Consider the following 18,515-nt stretch of genomic DNA (forward strand, 5'->3'; position numbering starts at 1 on the left):
TCTAACTTTTACCTGCCGCTTATTTGCGATCGCTATGACCCAAGCTCATATCTGGAGCAATCACATCTCTTACTCGCTGCTTAAGGATCTTCGCTTCAGGGAAGCCTTCATCTGCAACGCGACACCAAATCAATTGGTCGTTAACATATATTTGAAAGCGCCCTTTGCTGGCCGGACGCAGCGCAACTTCGCCGAGCTCTTGAGAAAAAGTAGTCAGCAACTCTTGGCTTAACCACGAAGCTCTTAATAACCAGCCGCATAAACTGCAGTAATATATTGCTACTTTAGGTAAGGCGACATCTTGCTCTACCGACATGCTTATTTCCTTTTCTGTAAATCAGTAATGTGGTTAAGCACCCGCTTTAAAGAAACAGGATATTTAGTCCCTAACTGCTGAGCAAATAAAGATACGCGTAACTCTTCTATCATCCAGCGCAGTTCTTCACCCTCTTTACTGTATACTGGCAACGCCAGCTCTTTCTCTCTTTCGATAGCGGTATCAATTTGCTGCATCGCTAAGCGATCTTTATGAGAATCTATCGCTAGCTTTTCTAAGCGGCGCTCTATGGCTTTAAGATAACGTTGCACATCGGCTAAACGCTGTAAGCCAACCTCTCGAACAAAACCTTTGTGCACCAATGCCGCCAGTTGCGCTTTTATATCGGCATGTGCCAATACACGGTCAAAACCTACTTTGCCTTTTAGCTGCTTGTTAATTTGGTAGTGCAAACTTAATATTTGCTCTACCTGTACCACTGCTTCTAGGGTTTCGGTGGCTAATTCTGCTCGCACTGTGTCACATAAAGATGCGAAGTCATCAGGGTTATCGACTTGATGCAGCTGGGAGTATTTATCTATTACTGCCAAACAACAATCATCAAGCAATACATCCACTCGGCCGAAAGGATTAAAATACAAACCCAATTTGGCTTTATTTGGCAAATGCTGTTGTAAATAACTCAATGGCGAAGGAATATTAAGCTGCAATAACTTACTTAAACCGCGTGTTTGGCTCCAGCTGGCTTCCTCTTGTTTATCAAATAACTTCAACGCAACGGTTTTACCTTGATCCACTAGCGCGGGAAACGCAGTGATTTGATAACCCTGACGCTGCTCTTCAATCATTGAAGGCAGCTCACCAAAACTCCATTCTGTTACCTTAGCTTGCTCAGCAAAAGAACTAGGGGCAATTTCAGCAATACTTTGTTCAACTTGATCTTGTAACTTATTTTGCAGAGCTTGATAGCTTCGTCCTTGCGCCACTACTTTGCCTTTATCATCAATCACCTTAAAGTTAACTTTTAGGTGATCGGCCACCGAATCCATATTCCAAGCATCTTCGGGGATCTTCATTCCTGTCATTCTAAGCAGTTGCTTAGTTAATACTTCAAACAGCTGCCCTTCTGCATTTGGCACTGCTTGCAAAAACGCTTTTACGTAGTTAGGCACCGGCACAAAATTGCGTCGAATCGGCTTTGGCAGAGATTTAATTAAACCGCTAATCAGCTCTTCCCTAAACGCAGGGATTTGCCAATCAAAACGCGAGAAGTCTAATTGGTTTAATAGTGCCAAAGGAATATGCGCACTAACACCATCATCGATCTCGGCCGGCTCAAATACATAACTCAAGGCCACCGATACTTGTTCAAACTGCCATTGCTCTGGATATTGTTGTTCTGTTATATGGCTAGCATCATGCTGATAGAGCATTTGCTTAGAAAAACTCAGTAAGTCAGCTTGCTGCACGCTGGCTTTTTTCCACCAGCGATTAAAATGGCTAGCCGATACTACGTCTTCGGGAATTCGCTCAGCATAGAAATCGAATAGCACTTGATCATCAACTCGCACATCACGACGACGCTGCTTTTGCTCTAGCGCTTCAGCGTCATCAAGCAATTGCTGGTTCTGTTTAAAGAAATCATGCTTAGCAGGCCATTGGGCTTCTACCAATGCTGAACGAATAAACACTTCACGCGCAACCACCGGGTCGATACGCCCGTAGTTAACCAAACGTTTGTTCACCAAGCTTACGCCGTATAAACGAACACTTTCGTAAGCCATTACAGCCTGTTGTTTAGTTGACCAATGTGGCTCGCTGTATGATTTTTTTATCAGGTGCTTAGCTTGTTCTTCTAACCAAGCGGGTTGAATCTTAGCGACCCCCCGAGCAAACAAGCGAGAGGTTTCCACTAGTTCAGCCGCCACTACCCATTTAGGTGGCTTTTTAGCTTGGCTAGAACCAGGGAACACCACAAAACGAGCATTACGTGCACCTAAAAATTCACGGTCTTTATCTTTAAAGCCTAAATGGCTTAACAAACCCGCGGTGATGGCTTGGTGAATCGCGTCGTAATTAGCTTCTTCTTGATTAACTGAATAATCGAGCTCTTTAACTACCGTGGACAGTTGAAAGACTAAGTCTTGCCATTCGCGAATTCGCATATAGGCTAGAAACTCTTGCTTACATTGTTTGCGAAATTGATTACCCGACAAGGCTTTTTGCTGTTCTTGTAGATAGCGCCACAACAATAGGTAACTAGAAAAGTCTGAATCTTTATCTACAAAACGAGAATGTTTTTGGTCCGCCGCTTGTTTGCGATCATTGGGCCGTTCTCTTGGGTCTTGAATGGATAGCGCAGCACAAATCACCATCATTTCCTGAACACAGCCAAACTGCTTAGCTGCCACCATCATTCGCGCTAAACGAGGATCAATGGGAAACTTAATCACTTCGCGCCCAAGCGGGCTCAAGCTCGGTTTACTTAAGCCATCTTTTAACGCGCCAATTTCTTCAAGTAAATTTAAACCATCTTTAATATTGCGCTGATCGGGCATATCAATAAATGGGAAATCTTCCAATTTACCCAATTTTAGACCAAGCATTTGCAAAATAACCGAGGCTAAATTGGTCCGCAGAATCTCTGGATCAGTAAATTCTGCGCGGCCTTCAAAGTCTTCTTCGCTATATAAACGAATACAAATACCTTCGGCAACCCGCCCACAACGGCCTTTACGCTGATTGGCACTGGCTTGAGAGATGGCTTCGATAGGTAATCGCTGTACTTTAGAACGATAACTATAGCGGCTAATACGAGCAGTACCAGGGTCAATCACATAACGAATACCCGGAACCGTTAAACTGGTTTCAGCAACGTTGGTCGCTAATACAATGCGCCTTCCCCGATGCGAAGAGAAAATTTTGTTTTGCTCTGCATTAGACAAACGAGAATAAAGCGGCAGTACTTCGGTATCACGGAAATTTCGTTTTTGCAGATAATCAGTTGCATCGCGAATTTCTCGTTCACCATTCATAAAGATAAGAATATCACCCGGCTTCTCGCGATATAGTTCTTCAACCGCTTCCGCTAATCCTTCTAATACATCTTTAGTCTGTTCGCCTTCATGCAACGGGCGATAACGAGTTTCTACGGGGTAAGTTCGCCCGGAGACTTCAATCACTGGAGCATTGTTAAAATGCTTGGAGAAACGCTGCGGGTCGATAGTCGCCGAAGTAATAATTACTTTTAAATCAGGGCGTCTAGGTAGCAATTGCCTTAATACGCCCAAAATGAAATCAATGTTTAGGCTTCGCTCGTGTGCTTCATCAATAATCAGTACTTCGTACTGCGATAAAAACCGATCTTGCTGCATTTCTGCCAGGAGCATACCGTCGGTCATTAATTTGATTAAGCTATCGTTTTTAATTTTGTCGTTGAAGCGGATTTTATAACCCACTAATTCACCAATCGGTGTATCTATTTCTTCGGCTATTCGCGCAGCGACTGTTCTGGCGGCTAATCGACGAGGTTGAGTATGGCCAATGTAACCTCGACTACCCAAGCCAAGCTCTAAACAAATCTTAGGAATTTGAGTGGTTTTACCGGAGCCTGTTTCACCGGCAATGATCACCACTTGATTGTCGCGAATCGCCTCATAAATAGTTTGCTTTTGTTCAGCAACCGGCAGCTGTGGTGGGTATTCAATACGTGGAATAGCGCTACGACGACGCTTAGCTAAATCTAGAGATTTAGCTAAGCTTGAACTGAATTTTTCAAAAGCGGCACTTTGCTTGGCCTGATCTTCTGATTTTAGCTGAGCAAGCTGCCGCTGCAGACGATAACGGTCTTTGGCTAGCGCGAGAGAAATTTGTTGTTTTAGATCTGAAAAAGCCGACTGCAAGAATTAACGCCTCGTAGGGTTGCATACGAGGCGCAAATGCTAACAATAATCACTGAGAAAACAAGTCTAACTCACTTGTTTGTAGCAACTATGCAAATGTTTATCGATACCACCAAGCACTTCTTCGCGCGTGATAATGCCCAAAAGTTTGCCCCGCTCGATAACTGGGTACATTTTGGGCTTTTGCTGAAGCATGCTTTGAGCAAGTTCTAGTATGCTAGTGTCTGGGCCTACAATAAGTACATCGCTACGCATCACGTCTTCCACTAAAGATACGGTTTCGCAATGGTAGGTGGCCTCTAACAAACTCTTTAAACAGTCTTGTTCTGATATCCAACCAATGACATGTTTTTGTTCATCAATCACTGGCGCGCCTAGCTGCTTGTGTTCCAATAAACTATGCACCACTTCGGCAATCGGCTGCTTAGAGGTAAAGCACACCGGACGAGTCAGCATGTAATCGCGAACTTTAAGATTCTCTGGCATAACCAATACTCCTAATAAGTGCTGTTACTTTGAGCTTAGTTGTCCAGAGACAATTACACCAGCAAGCCAATCAACTCTGCTGGAAACCACTATTTTAGGGATGTTAGGCAATTTCACCCATTTGGGTAATAGTAGAGGACAGCTTAGCGGAGTAGTATTTATATCGACTGAGTCGCTAACTCAGTCATCGCGTTTAGTTACCTATTGCTGTGTACACCTTTTACACAAATTATGCAGGCCCTTTGTTTTTATAAACAAAGGGCTTTTTTTTGCTTGTTTAACAAGCAAAAAGTTTATGCAAGCTATTGAATATCAATAAATAAATAGCTAAAGGAGCAATTTCACCCATTTGGGGAATGGTGAACTAAAGCCGCTGAGGATAATATTTATCGCGACTGAGTAGCTAACTCAGTCACGCGTTTAGTTACCTATTGCTGTGTACACCTTTACACAATTACGCAAGCCCTTTGCTGCTATAGCAAAGGGCTTTTTTTTGCCTACTTAACTTGCCACTGTAGGGTTTCACCAGCAAAAAACGGTACTAAGGTCTCATCTTCAACCATTACACTTTCTGGCACTTGCCATGCTTGCTTGCTTAACGTAATCGTTTCGCTGTTACGTGGTAAACCGTAAAAGTCAGGGCCATTAAAACTTGCAAACCCTTCTAACTTATCCAGTATGCCTAGCTGGTCAAAAATTTCTGCATATAGTTCAATGGCAGCCGGCGCACTGTAACAACCCGCACAACCACATGCACTTTCTTTGGCTCCTTGCACGTGAGGTGCAGAATCAGTTCCCAAAAATATCTTCTTAGTGCCAGTAGCCACTGCTTTTTGCAACGCCTGTTGGTGAGTTTGACGCTTTAATACGGGTAAACAATAGTTGTGAGGGCGTAAACCTCCCGCTAACAAATGATTTCGGTTGTACATTAAATGCTGCGGAGTAATAGTTGCTGCGACATTATCTGGCGCACTCATCACAAACTCGGCGGCCTCTGCAGTAGTAATGTGCTCAAACACTATTTTAAGGTCTGGCAAAGAAGCGACTAAGTCGCGCATGTGTGCGTCAATAAACGCAGCTTCTCTATCAAAAATGTCGATATCTGAATGCGTTACTTCGCCATGCACTAACAGCAATAAACCTTGCTCAGCCATTGCTTGGAAAACTGGACGTAAAGCACTTACATTGGTTACGCCGTGGGCAGAATTTGTTGTTGCGTTTGCTGGGTACAGCTTACAAGCTTTAACAATGCCGCTGGCTGCTGCCTCGGCGATCATTTCAGGACTCGTGGCGTCGGTTAAATATAAAGTCATTAACGGTTCAAACTGACATTGCTCAGGCAGGGTTTGTTTAATACGCTGATAATAAGCTTTAGCGTCACTGACTTGGGTAACCGGCGGAGTAAGATTTGGCATAATAATCGCGCGCGAAAAATGCTTAGCGGTCGCATTTGCTGCAACATTAAGCATTGCTCCGTCACGTAAATGTAAGTGCCAATCGTCTGGTCTAGTAATAGTAAGTGTTTGAGTCACAACAATCCCCTGAGTCGATATTAACAATTCGCGGGAAGTCTACCCCAAGTGACTAAACAAGTCTTGTGAGCCTTGGCTATGCCTATGAATTATTTGCAACTAATTGCTGCATTTCATTAACAATGGTCTCGGCAGCTTCGTAATCATATTCTTCTATCAACTGCTGCAAGCGTTTTGCCTGAGACGGGAACCGCTGCAAAATAGCCTCATGTTGATCAAGAAAATCATTACTTTCGCTATCAAAGTCATCCAGCAATTGTGACAAAGTTTGTAAATCAGAGAGTATTTCTTCATCGCTAACATTCGATTGAACAGCCGATTCAGGTTGAGCTTGCCGCTCACTACTAAGCTCAAATTGTTGTAAGGCTGCTTGTAGTGGTTGCAAGTGACTCGCCAGTTCGTCTAGTTGTTCACTTAATACTTCGCCCTGCTCTGCTGCCAGTTCTATCACTGCGGCTAAATCTGAAACAACTTGCGCACCTAAAGTTGCTGCCACGCCTTTTATGGTATGTGCAATACGTTGGACATCGGCTGTTTGGTGTTGCTGAAATGCCTGCTGTAAATCAACCAAAGACGTATTATTAACACTGGCAAATTTGGCTATCAATTTCAAATATAGGGTTTTGTTTTCAGCTGCATTGGCTAGACCAACCGCAGTATCCAAGCCTTTAACAACTGGCAGTGCTTGGTATCCGTTGTCACTAGCGGTAATCGCCGGGTCAGCTGCAGACTCAAGTGCTGGCGCACTAGGCGTAATCCATTTAGCCATCACGCTAAACAAGCTATTTACATTAATGGGTTTGGGTATGTGATCATTCATGCCCGCTTCTATAGCTTTTTCTCTGTCGCCCGCTAATGCATTTGCCGTAAGCGCAATGATCGGCAGGTCTTTTAAGGCCAACTGATGACGTATCACTTTGGTGGCGGTGTACCCATCCATTACTGGCATTTGGCAATCCATTAATACACCGTCTACTTGATGCGTTTTTAGATACTCGGCCGCTTGCATTCCATCCCCACAAACAACGCAGGAAATACCATTGGTTTTAAGCAGCTCAGTAATCAACTCTTGGTTAATTTCATTGTCTTCGGCCACCAGTATATTTGCGCCACCTAAATGAGCTATATCTTGGTTTGCTCCATGCTGTTGAGCTTCTCGTCTAGTTTGCTCAAACACTTCTATGCGCCTTACGTCAATAACTGTATCGAATAAATGAGAAGGGGTCACTGGCTTGGTAAGAATGGCGTCTATTTTAATATCTTTGGCTTCTTTACTTAATTCATCGCGACCAAATGCAGTGATCATCACTACATCTAAATCGATACCTAGCGCTTCAATCTTACGTACTGTTTCAATGCCATCCATTTCTGGCATTTTCCAATCCATAAACACCATATCAAAAGGCTGTACATCAGACTCTTGCAGCACGACTAAAGCCTCTTTACCACTAGCGGCAGACTCTACCGAAATTCCAAAGCCCTGTAGTACCTGAACATTGATTTCTTTGGCACTTGGATTGTCGTCAACCACCAGCGCTTTTAAGTTAGATAGCTGCGAATTGTTTGTATCGCGTAAGGCCTTGGCGTTTTTCTGAATCGCCATCGGTAAGTCGAAATAGAAACAACTGCCCTTACCTAGCTCACTGCTTAACGCAATTTTCCCGCCCATTATTTCAGTTAGTTTTAAACAAATCGCTAACCCTAATCCTGTACCGCCATGTTTACGTGTGGTCGAACTATCGGCTTGTGAAAAAGGTTTAAATAACTTGGCTTGCTGCTCAGGTGTCATACCTATACCGGTATCACTTACCGAGAAATACATTTGTACTTGAGCGTCGGTGGTTTCTTTAGCCTCTATTTTTACCACTACAACGCCTTGCTCGGTAAACTTCACCGCGTTGTTACACAAGTTCACGAGTATTTGTGTCAATCTAAGTGGATCTCCTAACAGTGCTGTTGGCATGTTAGGGTCTATATCAAATAGTAACTCTAGGTTTTTTTGTTCGGCACGTAAGCCTACTAAATTAGCTAAATTGTCCAGAATATCTTCTAAACGAAACTCAATCGCTTCGATGTCTAGCTTGCCAGCTTCTATTTTGGAGAAGTCGAGAATATCGTTAATGATGCCTAACAAAGCCTCTGCCGAGCGGTGTACCTTATCAATGTAATTTCGCTGTTTATTGTCTAGTTCAGTTTCTAACGCTAAGTAAGACATACCAATAATCGCGTTCATTGGTGTTCTTATTTCATGCGACATATTGGCTAAAAAGTCACTCTTAGCTTGGTTAGCACTGTCTGCTTGAGCGCGAGCGTCATTTAACTGGTCTTCCAGTTGTTTAATCTCGTTAATATCAACATGAATACCGTTAATTCGTATTGGTCGTCCCTCATCATCGAGCTCGGACACGCGGCCAATGCTTAATATCCAGCGGTATTGGCCGTTTTTACAGCGCAAACGTATTTCGTTACGTAATAAATCCGTTTCCCCGGCTAAGTGCTCTTCTAGCTTGTCATTGTTACGAATTGCATCTGTAGGATGAATTAACTTAAGCCACGCTTCGGTATCCCCTTTTAAACGTGCCCACAATCCATCACCCGCACGTAATTCGCCAGCAGCGTAGCCAAGCATACTCTCGTAAATAGCATTCACTTCTATCCGGTCTTCTTGCGGATAGTAATCCCACATCCCTAAGCCTGCGCCAGACGCCGCAGAATCTAATCGCTCTTCACTTTCGCGTAATTGCGCCTCTACTTGTTTAATTTCAGAAATATCGAAGATAGCGCCATCAGAAAAAGTAGCTTGCCCCTCTTCACCTAGGGAAACAAAAGCTTTTTGCAGCACGTGTTTTTCGCGGCCGTGAGCATCAATAATTCTAAACTCTTGAGAAATAGCGCCGCCTTTTTGATTGAGATCTTTCGAACGGTCAATGCTTTCTTGATAATCATCAGGGTGAACAAGATCTTTATAACGCCGGGGCGCATTAGGCCCTACAAAGTCTTCGACTGGGTAACCCGTTTGCTCAAGCACTTGCTCGCTAACATACAACCACTCTGGTGCTTCACCTTCTACCAGTTTTACCCGATAAATTACGCATTGTAAGTTGTTGGTCAGGGTTCTAAATTGACGTTCGCTGTCGGCCAATTTTTGCTGGGCTTTTTTACGTTCAGTAATATCGCGAATGATACCGGTGAAGTGGCGTTTTCCTTTTAGGAACACCTCTTTAACTGCCAGTTCCATGGGAAACTCTTCACCGCTTTTACGTAAACCAAATACTGCGCGCTCGTTACCAATAACGACCGAGTTTGGTTTTGGTTGATAATCAGCTAAGGTTTGATCGTGATGGTCGGCAATAGACTTTGGCATGAGCATTTTAACGTTATTACCTACAACTTCTTGCTCGGTGTAGCCAAATATTTGCTGAGCAGCAGGGCTAAAACTACGCACAATGCCAGATTGCTCTATCAGCACAATACCGTCGGCAATGGTATCCACAATGGTGCGGATCCTTTCTTCATTATCGGCCAAGGCCAAACGCGCTTGGTAGCGCTCGGTCATATCAATAAGTGAGACTTTTACTTCAACGATTTTGTCGTTTTCCACAACACCTGGCGCAATATTAACACTGACATTTTTTTGCTGGCCATCAGCGCAAATAATGCTCAATGTTTCATCGTTAAAGCTTTTTCCTTGTAGCGCACTTTGCAGCAGCTGTTTAGCCCACTGCTGGTTCGCATCATCTACACCTAATTGGTGCCAATGCAGATGTTTAAATTGATCTCTCTGCTGATCGATTAACTCCGCAAGACTAAGATTATGTTTTAAAAACTTACCGTCTTCATTTAGCGAAGCATAAGCAATAGGGGCGTTTTCGTAGAGATCCCACAAGGTTTTTTCGCGTACCTGTAACTCTGCTGTGCGGTCTTCTACTTCTTGCTCTAATTCTGCTTTAGAGCGCTCTAAACGCAGGTTTATTTTGCGAACTAAGGCAAACACCAAAACAAACAATAGAATGCAAAATGCGAGGGCCGAACCCAGTACCAACAACACAATATTACGAAAACGTAAGTAACCCTGCATCACTTCTTCATGATCAATCTCGGATACTAAGCCTATTTCTAGCTCCGGATCCCAGCGCCATGCACCAACAACGGCTACTCCTCGATAATCTTTGTAGCCAATAAAATTGCCGCCGTCTTGCTTGGCAATAATTGAATAGCCGCTCTCCGTCCAGACTGGATCACCGCCTTTACGATTAGGGACTTGAAGCTTAATGTTAAGTACTGAAGATTGCTTGTCATTAAGTAAACCTAAAGCGGTCAACTCATCTTCAAATTTACTGGGTGAAATCATATAACCTGAACGGCTAACCAAATAGGTTTCGCCGGTTTTACCAATACGAGCACCTTTTAATAGTTGCGAGAACTCGGTCTGCGGATCCATGCGCAGAGTCAACAATGCCACAACCTTACCATCTCGATTTTTTATCGGTGCGGCAATAAACATGGTGGAATGCACATTTTGCACTTTACCTTGCAACATGCCGTCTAAATTTATCTCGGGGCGAATGGGCGGAATAATCACCGTTTCACCGTTAAACGCGCGATTCAGCAAATGTGGGTAGTAACGAGTAATAACGTTGATTTCACCAAGGTTTTCATCTCGCATTGAGGCAATATTTATGCGGTCTCTAGAAATGATGAAAAAACCTAAATCATCAAAAATCGCACGATAATTTTCAACAGACTGACGCAAGCCTTCTAATGCGGGGTCATCAATTAAACTGTCTTTTGAATGTTCTGCTTCAATTAGCACTGTAGAAAAATGCTTAAAGGTGGGATCTAAGGCAATCGCATCAACTTTAGATTGCCAGCCTTGCTTCCATTCGTCCAAGCCAGCATCAGAAGTATCAAGCACTGATTCAATAACATCTTCTAACTGGGAGAACTGATGATGTTTTAGTTGTTGCAGGCCAATACTGGTTACCGCAGCGATAAAAGCAATAGCTGCCGTACATATGGCAACAATCACTAAAATACTTTTACGCGAGCTAAGTAATAAGCTGACATTTTCAATGGTTGATTTACGCAACCTGTTCAAAAGCATCACGATTAAAATGAGTAAGGCAAACAGTACCCATAACAATTGCTCAACTTGCATATACTTTCCTTGTCGCTCGCATTTAGTCACCCCATCTTTTAGGGTCAATCACTTAACTATAATCCCCAATCAAAACTAAATACAATGCTTAGGCCATAAAGCTAAAAATCAATTAAATTCAAAAGATAAGCTTACTACTTTAGCTAAATAAAAACGCCCTTATTAATTAAGGGCGTTTAACTAAAACTCTCTCAACTCTAATTGAAAGATTCAGCAAAAAAGTTATCCATGGCAATAAATGAGCGCGCTGCTGCTTTAGGGTGATATTCCGCTTTCCCGGTCATTGCAGCCGCTGGATTAGTAAAAGAGTGAACTGCACCGCCGTAGGCCACAAACTGCCAATCAACTTTTGCTGCGCTCATTTCTTGCTCAAAATCGGCCACTTGTTTTGCCGGAACAAAAGGGTCTATAGCGCCATGCAGCACTAATACTGGCGAGGTGATGTTGTTAGCGTCTGTAGGATTCGGGGTATCTAAGTTACCGTGAAAAGACACCACACCATTGATGGCTTCGCCCGCACGCGCTAATTCAAGCACCGCGCCACCGCCAAAGCAAAAACCGATTGCACCGACTCTATCGGCGTCTGTATTTGCACTGGGCAAATTGGCTTTCATCGCATCTAGCGCAGCCTTAGTTCTAGCACGTAGTAAGGGCCTATCGCTGCGAAGCGCTGTTGCCGCCACTTTTGCTTCATCTGCATTAGAGGGTCTAACGTCAGTACCATAGACATCGGCCATCATTACCGCATAGCCCATTTCTGCTATTTTTTTAGCCTTAGTTAACGAGCCTTCGGTAGGGCCCATCCAATTTGGAACCATCAGAATAGCCGGTAGCCCTTTCTTTGCATCATCAAATACTAAGGTAGACTCGAAACTTTTATCACCAATGGTATGGGTTACCGTTTGGCTAACCATGGTTGCGTTAGCACTTGAAGCGAGCATGATGCCGCCGAGTAGAGTGAGCGTTTTCATTGCATATCCCTATGTTGTGTAGTTTGCTCTAACAATACGCACAGTGTAGTAGAAAAGTTTTCTGTGGCGGATAAATCAAAAACTTTTGGCGAAAAGCTAAGCAAACTAAGCGTTTATTGCACCGTTCAAGCGACCTCAAACAGATTTGTGTTATGGTTAGCGATATAGCTTTTACTTACAGCGACAAGATTAAAAACAGGTCATGAGCGACAACACTTTTCTGTTCCACGATTACGAAACCTTTGGTATTCATCCGGGCAAAGATCGCCCTTGTCAGTTTGCTGCAATTCGAACAGATTGGGATCTTAATCCTATCGGTAAACCTATCGAATGGTTTTGTCAGCCGCCAAATGACTATGTTCCTCACCCTCAAGCGTGTTTAGTAACAGGTATCACACCACAGTTGGCGCAAAAAAAAGGCCTAGTTGAAAGTGATTTTATTGCGCGTATAAATCAAGAGTTCAGTGTTCCTGGTACCTGTGGTGTTGGCTATAACAGTATTCGCTTTGATGATGAAGTTACGCGTTACACTCTATTTCGTAACTTTTTAGATCCTTATGAGCGTGAATGGAAAAATGGAAATTCGCGCTGGGATTTAATAGACATGGTGCGGGCATGTTACGCGCTTCGACCAGAAGGCATTGAATGGCCAACTAACGATGATGGTCTAGTGAGCTTTCGCTTAGAGTTGCTAACAGCAGCAAATGGCCTAAGCCATGCCAATGCACACGATGCGGTATCAGACGTGTACGCCACCATCGCTATGGCTAAGCTGATTAAAGACAAACAACCTAAACTCTTTAGCTATTTGCTTAACCTTCGTAACAAAAAAGCAGTGGCTCAGCAGTTTGATTTACTTAATAACAAACCACTGGTGCATATATCAGGTATGTTTGGCGCCGCTCAAGGCTGTGCTTCATGGGTATTGCCAGTTGCCTGGCATCCAGTAAATAAAAACGCCATGATAGTGGTCGATTTAAATAAAGATGCCAGTGTATTGCTTGAGTTAAGCGCGGAGCAAATTCACCAACGCCTTTATACTTCACACGCTAATTTGGCCGATGGTGAGCTTCCCATTCCGGTGAAGCTAATTCATACCAACAAGTGCCCAGTGTTAGCCCCCGCCAGTACACTAACACCTGAACGCGCCGAAGAGCTTGGCCTTAATCGCAGCCAGTGCCGTCAAAGCTTAGACTTAATGGTACGAAACAAGCCGCAAATAGAAGCAAAACTTAATCAAGTATTCGCCATTGAGCGCGAGTTTGCCGAAGACGACAACCCAGATACCTCTTTATATAAAGGCTTTGTGGGCAATGCAGATAAAAACCTGATGCAGGTATTAAGATCGAGTGATCCGCAGCTAATTACTAAACAGCAGTTTCAGTTTAGTGACCCTCGCTTGAACCGTTTGATTTTACGTTTTAAAGGGCGTAATTACCCCGAATACTTAAGCGAAAACGAATTACAGCAATGGCAAGCCCATCGCCAAGCCACACTGGCCGAGCAAATTGCGGTGGTTTATCCAGAGTTGGAAATGCTAATGAACGAGTATCAAAATGATACTAATAAGATAAATGTGTTAAAAAGTCTGCATAACTATATAGAAAACCTTTAAAACGTGAGCAAAATGCTACTTTATTCCGCCGACTAGGTTATAATTGGCGGCGCATTAGGGATGAACAAGAAAATTCAATGGAAATGGCTCAGAAGGTAAAATTGTCGGTAGCATCAACAGCAAGTATTGCTGTCGCTATGACTTTATGTTTTTCCTCCCCGTGCTTCTCTTCCGACGAACATTTATCCTTACGCCCGTCTTCTTTACTTCGTTTAAGTGCTGAGCAATTTGCTCTATTAGGCGATATTTTCGAAAAGACTTACGAAGATACCGATTTCTCCCCCACTCTCACTAATAGTTATTTCTCTAAATCAGAGCTTTACGACATGGTGGCGGTACCGGTAATTCAAACCCCTTTTAATTCTTTTCGCGTAGAGTTATTTAGTCACATTTACGACCCTAAGTATTCGGTATATAACCAACTTCATGAAGACTCGATTTACCACAGCCTAGGACAACGTCAAATGTCTTATTTGGTAGACAAAACTGATATTGCCGTAGGTTTAGGTTTTGTTGCGCCACTCAATGACAAGGTGTCAATGAAAACCATTGTTTCAAGTCACGACATACCAGGTTACGGCGACAGTAACTTCTCTGTGGGCTTAGAATTTAAGTACTAAACCCACTTTCAGCTGCAACTACGCTTTTCTTTCAAATACCACTGCACTGTTTGGCACTAAAACAATAGTTTGTTTATTACCCTTGCCTTGCACCGTGAAGTCAGCATCTGCCCATAGAACTTGCCACTGCTCACTATCAAGCTCAATCTCTATATGTAAGCTTTGTTGCTCGCTCCAGTTAAACCAGTATTGGCGCACTAACTGCTGTTGTTGATATTGCTTTGCGTGTTGCAAAGAAAAATCGTCAAAACGTGCGGCGTCTGCACTATTTTGCTCTAGTACTGTTAGCACGTCGCGCTGTTGAGCATTTAGCTGATTTAGGCGGTCACCAGAAAATACTAACCCGCTGCTGGCCAACACACTTATACGGTGCCAATTGTAAGCGGCGGCGTTAGTTTGCTGATGTGGAATATTATTTAAAGTCACACAATCTGGGTCGTTATGCCATAAACGTTGGTCTTGCCAATTGCGGAAAAACGTTTCTTTAGCAATTTGCTTAAAGCGGCCAATGTTTCGATCAACATCATCGGCGATACGCATACCGTGAACTAAACCTAACGACGGCCACATCGGCGCATTACAGCCCAAGATATATGCATCACCATTGCACGCTTTATTGATCGTTTCCATGCCCATACGATAGGCTTCAATACGTGTTTTATTGGGATCGGCTCGATAACCTTTAGCCAGGGTACCCCAGTAAATGGCATCCAATTTAAAGTAACGCACGCCCCAATGGTGGTACATATGGCTAAATACATCATGTAGATAACGGTTCACGTCTGGCTGAGTGGTATCTAACACATACCAAGGTGTACAGCGCCAGCCGCCATAAGTAACTTCTTCAGCCGCTAAGGGTTGGCCAAATTGATTTTTTACAAACCACTCTGGGTGTTGTTGGAACAAACGAGATTCAGCTTGGGCAATAAACGGTGCCACCCAAATAGCAGGCTCTTTACCTTGCTCACGGATCCGCTTGCATAGGCTTTCTACCCCGCCACTGAAACGCTCGGAAGGGTATAACCAATCCCCCATAAACTCTTGGTAACCGTCGTCAATTAATAAGTACTCAAGTTGATCATGAGGGCTAATTAATTGCTGTAAATTCTCTTCAATATCAGCGGCGCTAATATCGGCGTAATAGTGATACCAAGAACACCAACCGTTTGGTTTACTCGGCCACTGTAGGCGTGGGTGCTGCTGTTCAATAGCCTCCGCAAATTCTTCAAGCAGTGCTTCGCGGCTAGCATTCTGGCCCACAAACAAGCTTTCACTCGTTATATGGTGACGAGCGGCTACAGCTAAGGTATCGGTATCAATACCAATGATCAATCGACCATCAGGGTACACTTTAAAGTAGCCATTAAAACGCTCGCAGGAACTAAAACCTAAAAGGGTATATTGCCCGTCACACTCAATAAGTAACTGATTGTAAGCGGTGAAATGATCGCGGTCTTCACTTAAGCGATACTCACCAGCATCAGGGCAACGACCAATGGCTGTAATGTGCTCGGCGCTGCCATAATTTTGCGCCAGCATTTGAAACCCTTCACCATGAAATTGGGCGTTCTCAGGTAATTGCCCTGAAAACAAATCAATTGGACCCAATTGCAAACTATTCGCAGACAAGTTGTCGATTCGTACCACACATTGTTGCTTGTCCCACTGAGGGGTGTATAAGATTTGATGTTGTGGCGAAGGCAGTTGCCACTGGCGAACCAATTGAAGAACAGAGTCTAAGTTAGAAAACACTTATCAACACCTTTAGTTACAATAAATTACACGCTAGCATCTACCTTAGATATTAGTGATCTATCTTCAGTAAACACGATTGCGGCAGATTATAATCGAAGCCTTAGCAAACTAATCATGACTAAATCATGATTTCTTGCTAGCTTCGACAAAATAAAGGGAACGATAATATGTCTGAAACCACCCCACAAGATCTATCTCTGCTCAATGCGCTAAAAACGGTTGTTAATAGTGAACTATTACCAAGTCGCTTAAATAGCGAACAAACCGCTGCGCTTTGCCAAAGGTTAAACTGCACGACAATTGAATTAGCCGAACGACTATTACCACTAGCCGCGAGCTTCTCTTTTGCACCCAAGTCTAATTTTAATGTTGGTGCAGTGGCAGTAGATAAACAGCAACAACTGTTTTTAGGCGCTAATTACGAGTTAGCCTATGGCCCGCTCACTGGCAGCTTGCACGCCGAACAAAGCGCGATTTTTAATGCCTTAAGCCACCAAGCCAGCGAGCTCACTCACTTAGTGATTAACGCTGCGCCCTGTGGTTATTGCCGCCAGTTCATTAATGAATTAGCCAATGCCAATCAGCTAAGTGTTCGCTTTAATCAGCAGAGCTATAATTTTCCAGAGTTGTTACCACAATCCTTTGGTCCTGAAGATTTAGGTGTTACTACTCCGCTAGCCCGTTTAGCGTTAAGCACCGCCTCAAAAGCGCCCGATTTTGCAAAAGCCAGCTACGCGCCCTACACCCAAGTACAAAGTGCGATGTTTGCTTACGCTGGCGACAAAGTGCTCGCTTGGAGCTGTTACCTAGAAAACGTTGCGTTTAACCCTTCTCTCTCGCCGCTTCTCACTTTATTATCACAGCTAACGCTAAATCATCTGAGCTTAGACAAAGTAGAACGTTTCGAATTATGGGAACATAAGGACAATCAATTCAGCTTTAAGCAAGAATTACAGAATTTTGCGGAACATTCTCAAAAACCTATGGTCCACCATAGCTACCCTTCAACGTAGGAGTATTTAAATGTTAGGAACTGCGCTAAGCGTTTCTGGAACGAAAGTGTTATTGCTCGGAGCTGGCGAACTCGGCAAGGAAGTTGCCATTGAATTACAACGTTACGGCGTTGAGATTATCGCGGTAGATCGCTACCCCAATGCTCCTGCAATGCACGTAGCTCACCGCAGTTATGTGATTGATATGCTTGATGGCGAAGCGCTTAAGGCGCTGATATTAAAAGAACAACCGCAGCACATTGTTCCAGAAATTGAAGCCATAGCAACCCAAACTTTAGTTGAGTTGGAGCAGCAAGGCTTTGCTGTTACCCCTAGCGCTCGCGCTACGCAACTCACCATGAACCGCGAAGGTATTCGCCGTTTAGCAGCAGAAACACTAGGCTTGCCGACCTCTGCTTATCAATTTGCCGATAGCTTAAAAGAATGCCAACAGGCCGTTGCCAATGTAGGTTTGCCCTGCGTACTTAAACCGGTAATGAGTTCATCGGGTAAAGGCCAATCGACGCTACGTGATAACAGCCAAATCAACGCCGCTTGGGATTACTCACAGGAAGGCGGCCGTACTGGCGCGGGCCGAATTATCGTAGAAGGCTTTGTTGATTTTGATTACGAAATTACCCTGCTCACCGTTAGTGCAGTAGACGGTATTCATTTTTGTGCACCCATTGGTCATCGCCAAGAAGACGGCGACTACCGTGAGTCATGGCAGCCTCAAGCCATGTCTGAGCAAGCATTAGCTAAATCTCAAGATGTAGCGCGTAAAATTGTCACCGAACTTGGTGGTTATGGTTTATTTGGTGTAGAGCTATTCATTAAAGGTGACGAAGTGTTCTTTAGTGAAGTATCACCGCGGCCCCATGATACCGGTATGGTTACCCTAATTTCTCAGGACTTATCTGAGTTTGCCTTACATGCAAAAGCCATATTGGGTTTACCGATTAAACAAGTTCGCCAGTTTGGCGCCAGCGCCTCTGCTGTCATTATGGGCGACGGTAACTCAGAAAATATTCGCTATAGTGGTTTAGCCGAGGCTTTAGATTTCCCCGACAGCCAATTGCGTTTATTCTCCAAGCCAGATATTAATGGCCAGCGCCGTTTAGGCGTAGCGCTAAATCTTAGCGACAGCATCGAGCAAGCGGTAACTAACGCTAAGCACGTAGCCGCTAAGGTTAAGGTCACTTACTAA

The 18,515-nt window shown here is 43.8% G+C and carries 11 protein-coding genes; 4 read left to right on the forward strand and 7 right to left on the reverse strand.

Going from position 1 to position 18,515, the window contains the following annotated elements:
- Window positions 1-19: 19 nt before the first annotated feature.
- From FFR00_RS08400 to FFR00_RS08425, 6 genes are all read right to left on the reverse strand, one after another.
- A complete protein-coding gene (locus FFR00_RS08400) occupies window positions 20-316 on the reverse strand; it encodes a SelT/SelW/SelH family protein (protein ID WP_137672948.1) in 297 nt (98 codons plus the stop codon).
- Window positions 317-318: 2 nt separating this feature from the next.
- Window positions 319-4,179, reverse strand: a complete 3,861-nt coding sequence (gene hrpA / locus FFR00_RS08405; RefSeq protein WP_137672949.1) for an ATP-dependent RNA helicase HrpA — start codon at window positions 4,177-4,179, stop codon at window positions 319-321.
- Window positions 4,180-4,245: 66 nt separating this feature from the next.
- Window positions 4,246-4,665 (reverse strand): CBS domain-containing protein, encoded by a 420-nt coding sequence (locus FFR00_RS08410; RefSeq protein ID WP_137672950.1) that lies wholly within the window; start codon window positions 4,663-4,665, stop codon window positions 4,246-4,248.
- Window positions 4,666-5,162: 497 nt separating this feature from the next.
- Window positions 5,163-6,197, reverse strand: coding sequence for a dihydroorotase (gene pyrC / locus FFR00_RS08415; RefSeq protein WP_137672951.1), 1,035 nt, complete (start codon window positions 6,195-6,197; stop codon window positions 5,163-5,165).
- Window positions 6,198-6,279: 82 nt separating this feature from the next.
- The gene (locus FFR00_RS08420; protein ID WP_137672952.1) at window positions 6,280-11,355 is read right to left on the reverse strand and encodes a PAS domain S-box protein; all 5,076 of its coding nucleotides are present in this window, start codon (window positions 11,353-11,355) and stop codon (window positions 6,280-6,282) included.
- A gap of 197 nt (window positions 11,356-11,552) precedes the next feature.
- Complete coding sequence (locus FFR00_RS08425) at window positions 11,553-12,326, reverse strand: dienelactone hydrolase family protein (protein ID WP_137672953.1); 774 nt, start codon at window positions 12,324-12,326, stop codon at window positions 11,553-11,555.
- 202 nt (window positions 12,327-12,528) lie between these two features.
- Between FFR00_RS08425 and sbcB the strand changes: the two genes are divergently transcribed.
- Window positions 12,529-13,941 (forward strand): exodeoxyribonuclease I, encoded by a 1,413-nt coding sequence (gene sbcB / locus FFR00_RS08430; protein ID WP_137672954.1) that lies wholly within the window; start codon window positions 12,529-12,531, stop codon window positions 13,939-13,941.
- Between the two features lie 77 nt (window positions 13,942-14,018).
- Window positions 14,019-14,561: a hypothetical protein gene (locus FFR00_RS08435; RefSeq protein WP_137672955.1), complete on the forward strand. Its 543-nt coding sequence runs from the start codon at window positions 14,019-14,021 to the stop codon at window positions 14,559-14,561.
- Between the two features lie 18 nt (window positions 14,562-14,579).
- Here the strand turns inward: FFR00_RS08435 and FFR00_RS08440 are convergent, their stop codons facing one another.
- Window positions 14,580-16,313, reverse strand: a complete 1,734-nt coding sequence (locus tag FFR00_RS08440; protein WP_137672956.1) for a glycoside hydrolase family 36 protein — start codon at window positions 16,311-16,313, stop codon at window positions 14,580-14,582.
- 170 nt (window positions 16,314-16,483) lie between these two features.
- Between FFR00_RS08440 and cdd the strand changes: the two genes are divergently transcribed.
- Together cdd and purT are read left to right on the forward strand one after the other, a co-directional pair.
- Window positions 16,484-17,329, forward strand: coding sequence for a cytidine deaminase (gene cdd, locus FFR00_RS08445; protein WP_137672957.1), 846 nt, complete (start codon window positions 16,484-16,486; stop codon window positions 17,327-17,329).
- A 10-nt stretch (window positions 17,330-17,339) separates the two neighbouring features.
- Complete coding sequence (gene purT, locus FFR00_RS08450) at window positions 17,340-18,515, forward strand: formate-dependent phosphoribosylglycinamide formyltransferase (RefSeq protein ID WP_137672958.1); 1,176 nt, start codon at window positions 17,340-17,342, stop codon at window positions 18,513-18,515.

This window comes from Agarivorans sp. Toyoura001, from assembly GCF_005405585.1.
In the GTDB taxonomy this organism is placed as follows: domain Bacteria; phylum Pseudomonadota; class Gammaproteobacteria; order Enterobacterales; family Celerinatantimonadaceae; genus Agarivorans.